This window comes from Neobacillus drentensis, from assembly GCF_036962765.1.
In the GTDB taxonomy this organism is placed as follows: Bacteria; Bacillota; Bacilli; order Bacillales; family Cytobacillaceae; genus Neobacillus; species Neobacillus drentensis_C.
The window spans coordinates 1-9,294 of the sequence record NZ_JBALOS010000045.1 but is presented as its reverse complement, the minus strand read 5'-3'; the positions used below and the strand labels follow the sequence as shown (position 1 = coordinate 9,294).

General features: G+C 39.1%; 7 protein-coding genes and 1 pseudogene. All 8 read left to right on the top strand.

Annotated elements, in window-relative coordinates:
- The first annotated feature begins 86 nt into the window (after nucleotides 1-86).
- Nucleotides 87-983 carry an arginase gene (rocF, locus tag V7137_RS07640; RefSeq protein ID WP_335697530.1) on the top strand — a complete coding sequence of 299 codons (897 nt, stop codon included), beginning with the start codon at nucleotides 87-89 and terminating at the stop codon, nucleotides 981-983.
- 180 nt (nucleotides 984-1,163) lie between these two features.
- Nucleotides 1,164-1,727 (top strand): RNA polymerase sigma factor SigW, encoded by a 564-nt coding sequence (sigW, locus tag V7137_RS07635; protein ID WP_335697529.1) that lies wholly within the window; start codon nucleotides 1,164-1,166, stop codon nucleotides 1,725-1,727.
- An 18-nt stretch (nucleotides 1,728-1,745) separates the two neighbouring features.
- The gene (locus V7137_RS07630; protein WP_335697528.1) at nucleotides 1,746-2,372 is read left to right on the top strand and encodes an anti-sigma factor; all 627 of its coding nucleotides are present in this window, start codon (nucleotides 1,746-1,748) and stop codon (nucleotides 2,370-2,372) included.
- Nucleotides 2,373-2,501: 129 nt separating this feature from the next.
- On the top strand, nucleotides 2,502-3,329 hold the full coding sequence (gene cdaA / locus V7137_RS07625) for a diadenylate cyclase CdaA (RefSeq protein ID WP_335697527.1): 828 nt from the start codon (nucleotides 2,502-2,504) through the stop codon (nucleotides 3,327-3,329).
- On the top strand, nucleotides 3,322-4,551 hold the full coding sequence (locus V7137_RS07620; RefSeq protein WP_335697526.1) for a CdaR family protein: 1,230 nt from the start codon (nucleotides 3,322-3,324) through the stop codon (nucleotides 4,549-4,551). Before cdaA ends, V7137_RS07620 begins: the two co-directional genes overlap by 8 nt.
- 38 nt (nucleotides 4,552-4,589) lie before the next feature.
- Nucleotides 4,590-5,939: a phosphoglucosamine mutase gene (gene glmM, locus V7137_RS07615; protein WP_335697525.1), complete on the top strand. Its 1,350-nt coding sequence runs from the start codon at nucleotides 4,590-4,592 to the stop codon at nucleotides 5,937-5,939.
- A 462-nt stretch (nucleotides 5,940-6,401) separates the two neighbouring features.
- A complete protein-coding gene (gene glmS / locus V7137_RS07610) occupies nucleotides 6,402-8,204 on the top strand; it encodes a glutamine--fructose-6-phosphate transaminase (isomerizing) (RefSeq protein ID WP_335697524.1) in 1,803 nt (600 codons plus the stop codon).
- A 310-nt stretch (nucleotides 8,205-8,514) separates the two neighbouring features.
- Nucleotides 8,515-8,860: pseudogene (locus tag V7137_RS30620) on the top strand (TnsD family Tn7-like transposition protein); the annotation flags it as partial.
- Nucleotides 8,861-9,294: the final 434 nt, after the last annotated feature.

The following is a 9,294-nucleotide window of genomic DNA, read 5'->3' as shown; positions in this document are numbered from 1 at the left end:
GTATATATATACATAATTTTGTCGAGTTGAGTCATGAGCATGAAAGCGGTTAAAATAGGATACATAATGGGGTAGGAGGAATGGATATGAACAAGCTTTCGATTATTGGAATGCCGATGGATTTAGGTCAAATGAGACGTGGGGTTGATATGGGGCCGAGTGCGATTCGTTACGCTGGAATGGTGGAACGTCTAAAGCCGTTATTTGATGAGGTACATGATTTGGGAGATATTCCAATAGGAAGACCTGAAGTAGTCGTCGATAAAGAATCTAATTTACGTAATTTAGATTTAGTGGCTGAAAAGAGTGCGTTGCTTGCTGAAAAAGTAGATACAGCTGTGGAATCTGGTGCATTCCCGCTTGTACTTGGCGGTGATCATAGTATTGCCATTGGAACGTTAGCAGGTGTATCGAAACATTATAAAAATCTTGGAGTAATATGGTATGATGCACATGGTGATCTAAATACAGCCGAGACAAGCCCGTCAGGTAATATTCACGGTATGCCTCTAGCGGTTAGTATCGGGTTAGGACACAGCATGTTAACCGAAATTGGCGGGTATGGCCCAAAAGTGAAACCAGAAAATGTTGTCATTATTGGTGCAAGAGCGCTTGATGATGGAGAAAAGGATTTAATAAAAGAAATTGGTATCAAAGTTTATACCATGCATGAAATTGACCGAATGGGGATGGCCAAAGTAATGGAGGAAACCATTGCTTACCTTAAAGGTAAGACCGATGGTGTCCACTTATCTCTTGATTTAGATGGCTTAGATCCAAATGATGCTCCAGGCGTAGGGACACCAGTTATTGGCGGAATCAGCTACCGTGAAAGCCATCTTGCCATGGAGATGTTAGAAGAAGCAAAAATTATTACCTCAGCAGAATTCGTTGAAGTTAATCCGATTTTAGATGAGAAAAATAAAACAGCAAGAGTAGCTGTTGAGTTGATGGGATCATTATTCGGAGAAAAATTACTATAAAAAATGAAACAGCTGCACAAAATCTGTGCAGTTGTTTTTTTATTTTCTGCTTATTATTAAACCCTTTTAGTAAATTTTTGTTAATATTATAGATGTTGAGAAATTTTTTTCGTTATAAACGAAACTTTTCTGCTATCGATACGTATTATCGGTTAGCAGCAATGGAGCTGAGGTAACTTAATGGACGCAATTGTTAAAAAGAGAATAAAACAAGTCATCAAGGGTGATCAGGATGCCTTTGGTGAAATTGTTGAAATATATAAAAACAGCATTTACCAACTTTGTTTTCGCATGCTTGGAAATCGTCATGAAGCAGAGGATGTCGCACAGGAAGCTTTTATCCGTGCCTATGTTAATATCAAATCATTTAACCAAGATTTGAAATTTTCAACTTGGCTGTTTCGGATTGCAACCAATCTGTGTATTGACCGGATGCGAAAAAAGAAACCTGATTATTATTTAGACGCAGAAGTGGCAGGGACAGAGGGGTTAACGATGTATTCGCAGATCCCTTCAAATACTCCGCTGCCTGAGACTGAATTAGAAAGCTTAGAACTGCAGGAGACCGTCCAAAAGGAGATCTTAAAACTGCCTGACAAATATCGATCAGCGATCGTACTGAAATATATGGAAGAGTTGTCTTTAAATGAAATTAGTGAAATTCTTGATTTACCCCTTGGGACGGTTAAAACGAGAATTCACCGTGGTCGGGAAGCCTTAAGACAACAATTACGATATGTGTGATGAGAGGTGAAACTGTCAATGTGTCCAGAGCAAATCATCGAACTAATGCATGAGTATTTAGATGAAGAAATTACCCCCGAAAAAGAACGAACCCTGAGAGAGCACCTCCAAAGTTGTAAAGAATGTGAAGCAATATTTAATGAGTTAAAAAAGACGATTGCATTTGTAAAAAGCGTCTCTTATATGCAGGCTCCGGATGATTTTACCGCTAATGTATTGGCCCGCTTACCTAAAGAGAAGAGAAAGATATCGATGCAACGCTGGTTGAAAAACCATCCGATGCTTACTGCCGCTTCACTATTTTTGATATTAATGATGGGCAGTCTCCTTTCTACCTGGAATGAAGAGCGCGAGTTTTCAGTAACGAAGCAAAAAAACTTAGTGGTTCATAATAATACAGTAATTGTTCCTAAAGGTGAAACTGTCAAAGGAGATGTAATCGTCCGAAATGGCAAATTAAAGATTGAAGGCGAAATCCAAGGTGATGTAACAGTCATCAATGGTGAAAAATATTTAGCTTCTGCCGGTCATGTAACAGGGCAAATTGAAGAAGTAAATGAAGTATTCGATTGGATTTGGTATCATATTAAAAAGACCACAAAAGATGTTATTCAGATTTTTGACGAACAACCAGAAACTAAATAATAAACAAATCACTCTGACGGAGTGATTTGTTTTTTTAAGCAGTTACATATAATAGGTACAAGTGGTATTTATGTTATAATAAATAGATTGTATTTTATATGTGCTAAAGAAAATTACGGAGGAAAAACAATGCCGTTTGCTGATTTCGAATTATGGAAGTATTTAGCTAGTATTGTTGATATTGTCCTCGTATGGTATGTCATTTACAAGTTGATCAATGTGATTAAAGGAACGAAGGCCGTCCAATTATTAAAAGGTATTCTCGTTATTCTTTTAGTCAGAGTGGTCAGCGAGTTTCTAGGCTTCCAAACGTTAAGCTGGATGATGGAACAGGTGATAACATACGGATTTCTTGCGATTATAATCATTTTTCAGCCAGAACTTAGGAGAGCCCTTGAGCAATTGGGGAGAGGAAAGTTCTTTTCGAGAAGCAGTACTCTGGATGATGAAGATCCGGAAAAAACCGTTGAAGCGATTGTTAAGGCAACCGATTATATGGCAAAGCGCCGTATTGGGGCGTTAATCTCAATTGAACGAGAAACGGGAATGGGCGATTACATAGAAACAGGTATCCAGCTAAATTCAAATATATCTTCTGAATTGCTTATTAATATCTTTATCCCGAATACACCGCTTCATGATGGGGCTGTCATAATCCAAAAAAATAATGTTGCTGCTGCCGCATGCTATCTTCCTTTATCCGAAAGCCCGTTTATTTCGAAGGAGTTAGGAACGAGGCACAGGGCGGCATTAGGTATCAGCGAAGTTACCGATAGTATAACAGTCATTGTGTCGGAAGAGACAGGTAATATATCACTTACAAAGAATGGTGAACTTCACCGCGGAATCAATCTTGACGAATTAAAAGAATTACTTACGAGTGAATTGTTAATTAACATCAAACCGAAACAAACTTCTTCAGCTCGGTGGAACTGGAGGGGAAAAAACAATGGATAAAATGATGGATAATCCCTGGTTTATTAAAATTCTTGCCTTGCTTTTAGCTGTTCTTCTCTATTCTTCTGTACCGCATACAGGGAAGAAAATTACTGATGTGAATGTACCGGGAGAACAATCTACGGCCACGATTACAAACATTCCTGTAAATGTCTATTATGATACAGAGAATTTAGTTGTTTCAGGAATTCCAAACAAGGTTGAAATAACTTTAAAGGGACCACTAACGCATATCCAGTCTGCGAAGGCATTAAAAAACTTTGAAGTGTATGTAGATTTAACAAAAGCCACAGTTGGAAAGCAGAAAGTAAAGTTAAAAGTAAGAAATCTATCAGATAAATTAAAGGCAACAGTGAAGCCAAGCAGTGTAACAGTTTCTGTCCAAGAAAAAATCACCAAAGAATTTAGGGTAGAGGCTGAATTCAACAAGAATCAAATCGATGAGGGGTATTCTGCTGGAGAACCAACTGTCGGGCCAAATAAGGTAAAGATTACCGGTGCAAAAAGTGTCATCGACCGGATTTTCTATGTGAAAGCAACACTTGGGGGAAAAAATAATCTGAAAGAAACCTTTACAGAAAAAGCTGACATCCAGGTGCTTGATAAGGACTTAAATAAGTTAAATGTAAAAGTGGAACCTGAAACCGTAGAAATTACCATTCCGGTACGAAGCAACAGTAAGACTGTACCGATCAATATTGTACGCAATGGAACTGCCCCAGAGGGAGTGACCATCGAATCGATTGAAATCGATGAAACTGAAGCAACCATCTACGGAAGTGAGAGTGTTTTAAATAATACTGAAAAGGTCCGTGTCGAGGTTGATCTTAGTAAAATTACCGATAACACCACACTGACATTACCTGTTATTATTTCGAATGGGATTACAAAAGTGACTCCGCAAACGGTTAAAGCAAAGGTAGTGGTCAAAAAGCAAGAGGAAAAAAACGTTTCGGATGTCCCTGTACATATTAAAGGATTATCCGATGAGTATGAAGCAACCATTACTGATCCTGAGAATCAAATGATTGATTTGCTGGTTAATGGTCCCGCTTCTGCCGTTACGCGCGTTAAGCCTGAAGACTTTAATGTCTTTATCGATTTGTCTGACCTTGAAGAGGGGGATCATGAAGTAGACATTCATGTGGAAGGTCCTTCTGCTCTTAAATGGAAACCAACGAAATCATCAGCGAAAATTACGATCAATAAAAATAATGCATAAAATCCAGCAATACACATGTTGAAGGAGAGATTTTAAAAATGGGAAAATATTTCGGTACCGATGGGGTACGTGGAGTAGCAAATAGCGAATTAACACCGGAGCTGGCTTTTAAATTAGGCCGCTTTGGCGGTTATGTTTTAACAAAAGATAAGGATCGTCCCAAAGTCCTCATCGGACGTGATACCCGTGTATCTGGACATATGTTAGAAGGAGCCCTTGTAGCAGGGCTGCTATCTATTGGAGCAGAAGTTATGCGTTTGGGGGTTATTTCTACCCCAGGTGTTTCATTTTTAACAAAGGCCTTGGGAGCCCAAGCAGGAGTCATGATCTCTGCTTCGCATAATCCAGTGGCCGATAATGGAATTAAATTTTTTGGCCCCGATGGCTTTAAGCTTTCCGATGAGCAGGAGATAGAAATTGAGGAACTTATCGATTTACCTGAAGACCAACTGCCGCGTCCCGTTGGCTCTGACCTTGGTCAAGTAATGGATTACTTCGAAGGCGGTCAAAAGTACCTGCAATACTTGAAAAACTCGGTCGATGAAGAGTTTTCAGGAATCCATATTGCGTTAGATTGTGCGCACGGGGCAACGTCGTCGTTAGCCGCCCATTTATTTGCTGATTTGGATGCCGACCTCTCTACAATGGGAGCATCTCCTAATGGTTTAAATATTAATGCTGGTGTTGGTTCGACACACCCTGAAGCATTAGCAGCCCTAGTAAAAGAAAAAGGTGCGGATGTTGGACTTTCATTTGACGGTGATGGTGACCGCTTAATCGCGATCGATGAACATGGTAACATCGTGGATGGTGACCAAATCATGTACATCTGCGGTAAATATTTGAAAGAACAGGGCCGATTAAAGCACGGAACGATTGTATCAACAGTTATGAGTAATCTCGGCTTCTATAAAGCACTTGAGGCTCATGGAATCCATAGTGTGGCAACAGCTGTAGGTGATCGCTATGTGGTGGAAGAAATGAAGAAAAATGGTTTCAATCTTGGCGGAGAACAATCAGGTCATATTATTTTCTTAGATTATAACACCACTGGTGATGGGTTATTATCAGGGCTGCAATTAGTCAATATTATGAAGGTAACGGGGAAGCCGTTATCTGAACTAGCTGGTGAAATGAAGAAATTCCCGCAAAAACTTGTCAATGTGAGAGTCACTGATAAGCATCATGTAACCGATAATGCCAAAGTGAAAGTGGTTATTGAGCAAGTGGAAGCAGAAATGTCTGGAAACGGCAGAATCCTTGTCCGTCCCTCAGGAACAGAACCGCTTGTCCGTGTGATGGCAGAGGCACCGACAGAGGAATTATGTGAATCCTACGTTAACCGAATTGTCGCAGTGGTCAAAGAAGAAATGGAATTAAAGGAATAACACCCATTTATATATGCATAAGGGAACGGTATGCTTCCTTTATGCATATTTTATTATGTATGAATTATGGGAATTCCTAATTTTGGTTGACGGAATCCTGTAATCATAGTAGTATTAATTTGCTTTGTTCTCTTCAAGCAAATGACTGCATAATTTTTAATGAAAGGTGGGTAGGGGTTAGAGATAATATTTAAAAAAAGCGCCTGGACTAACCTAATGTGGTGGGTTAGTTGACGAGGAGGAGGAGTATCGAATGTTCGGCGGATACCTCCCGGTTGAGACGCACAACCGAAAATTTCTTCTTTAAAACACAGAGGCAACTTTGTGCACAAAGAGAAGAAAATGCGAATACTAACAGTAATGTTTCAACAGGTATAGACAGATACCTAATAAAACAGAGATAAGGGGGCAAGTAACAGCCTCCAAAGCATTCTTGTCCCCTATATCAGGGAGGAACAGAAAATGTGTGGAATCGTAGGATATATCGGAAATAATGATACGAAAGAAATTTTATTAAAAGGTTTAGAAAAACTTGAGTATAGAGGTTATGATTCAGCAGGTATAGCTGTAATGAATGATCACGGAGTTCATGTTTTTAAAGAAAAAGGACGTATTGCTGATTTACGCCAAATTGTGGATGAAAATGTATATGCCAATATCGGAATTGGTCATACTCGTTGGGCAACACATGGTGTGCCTAGCAAGGTAAATTCTCATCCTCATCAAAGTTCATCTGGCCGGTTTACACTAGTTCATAACGGAGTCATTGAGAATTATGACCTTTTAAAGCGAGAATATTTAGCAGATATCACATTTACCAGCGAAACAGATACAGAAGTTATTGTTCAGTTAGTTGAGTTATTTGTCAAAGAGGGATTAGACGTTTTAGAAGCATTCCGTAAAACGCTAACGCTTTTACATGGGTCATATGCACTTGCCTTATTAGATGCAGAAGACAATGAAACGATTTATGTTGCGAAAAACAAAAGCCCTCTTCTAGTTGGACTCGGAAATGACTTTAATGTTGTTGCCAGCGATGCGATGGCAATGATTCAAGTAACGAATCAGTATCTTGAATTAGTGGACAAAGAGATTGTTCTTGTTTCCAAAAAGGACGTGACCATTCAAAATCTTAACGGTGAAATCATCAGCCGTGAGCCATACACTGCGGAACTTGATGCTAGTGACATTGAAAAGGGTACGTACCCTCATTACATGTTAAAAGAGATCGATGAGCAGCCGCTTGTGATGCGTAAGATTATTCAAACGTACCAAAATGCGCAGGGTGAATTAACCATTGCTGAGGATATCATTAAAGCCGTGAATGAATCAGACCGGATCTACATTGTAGCGGCTGGAACTTCTTATCATGCCGGACTTGTTGGGAAGCAGTTCATTGAAAACATGGCTAAAATTCCTGTTGAAGTTCATATTGCAAGTGAATTTGTTTACAATATGCCGCTGTTAACGAAAAAGCCGTTGTTTATTTTCATTTCTCAAAGTGGTGAAACAGCCGACAGCCGTGCAGTGCTTGTTAAAGTAAAAGAAATGGGTTACCCATCGTTAACCATTACGAATGTTCCTGGTTCAACACTTTCTCGTGAAGCGGATTATACACTCTTACTTCATGCAGGTCCTGAAATTGCCGTTGCTTCTTCTAAGGCATATACTGCGCAACTAGCGGTGTTGGCTATTTTAGCTGAAGTAACAGCTAAGAGCCAAAACATCCATGTTGATTTGGATCTTATTCATGAACTAGGAATTATCGCAAATGCCATGGAAGTACTGTGCGACTCAAAAGAGTTAATTGAGCATATTTCTAGAGAATTTTTATCAGTAACACGGAATGCTTTCTTCATTGGCCGCGGTGTTGACTATTATGTTGGCTTAGAAGGTGCCTTGAAGCTGAAGGAAATTTCCTATATTCAAGCAGAGGGCTTTGCAGGTGGAGAATTAAAGCATGGAACGATTGCCTTAATCGAAGAGGGAACACCTGTTATCGCTCTTGCTACCCAAGAAAGTGTCAACTTAAGCATCCGTGGAAATGTGAAAGAGGTTGCTGCCCGTGGAGCAAGCACTTGTATCATTTCAATGAAGGGTTTAAATATGGATGAAGATAGCTTCGTCATCCCAGAAGTACATGAATTATTAACACCACTTATCTCTGTCATACCAATGCAATTAATTGCTTATTACGCTGCCTTGCACCGTGATTGCGACGTGGATAAACCACGTAACCTCGCGAAATCGGTAACCGTTGAGTAAGCGTAAATGGGTTGAAAAATAAAGTGTCTCCCTTCAATAAACCTTGACGACACACAAAAAAGTCTGACGATGGACAAAAAAGTGTGACGTTAGCGGGAAATAGACGGGAAGAACAATATGTATCTCGGCTTATAAAGAATCGAGTGTTAGGACCTAACGGTCCTTCACTTGGTTCTTTTTTTATTAATCAATCGATTGATTAGTTTAGGACAAATACTAATCAAACGTTTGATTGAAAACGGTGAAAGACCGTTATATCAAGGAATAGTAAGGAGCGGGAGAGGAATGGGGAGAAAATAGGGTAAGTTGCCATCCCTTAAGACACATTTTGTTGTTGGTATTTTTGCAAGAAACTATCTCATCAATGGTCAGTCAAATCGATAAGTCATCGTATAAATCCTTTGGGGACGTACCTTGGATTTGCCTAAATAAGGCTGCAAAACATTTCCAAAAATGTTCTAACTTCATGTGTCATTACCAGGGATTATAAAACAGGTCTGCCTGTTGGAACATTCACTTGTTCATGTGGAGTTGTCTTTTCTAGAAAAGGGCCAGATAAAACAAATGAGGATAGATATAAAATTGGACGGATTAAAGAACGTGGTGACCAATTACCGTTTCTGTATCAGAGACATGTAGTTTCTAGCTGTATATGAAATGAATAGGTAACATCGAATTTAATAGAATTGTATATCTTTTTGCTCTTTTGCTATTACTTTAGTGGAAAGTACCGAATGAATAGGTGAGATTATTGAGCCTGCTGAAAAAGCCAAAGAAATTGCTTCATTAATTTCCATAAGACCCCCGTTTTCTAATTTTGATAGACTTTTCAGAACACTAGTAATCAACTGTTCCTTTCCTAAAATTTTGAATTTCCCATACTAATCATGCCTCTTTTTTTAGAGTAATAGTATCAGTATGTCCAAGATTTAGAGATTCATTGCAAGTATTTATAAGCTGCTTCAGTTCGAGTTCTTGACTGCACCTTGAGCAACCACCCTATGTAGTTATATTTCCCCAAGATGTACAAACTGTATCACGGGGGGAGAACCCTTGTAAAGTATTGTTTTTTAATATTCAGATAATAAAT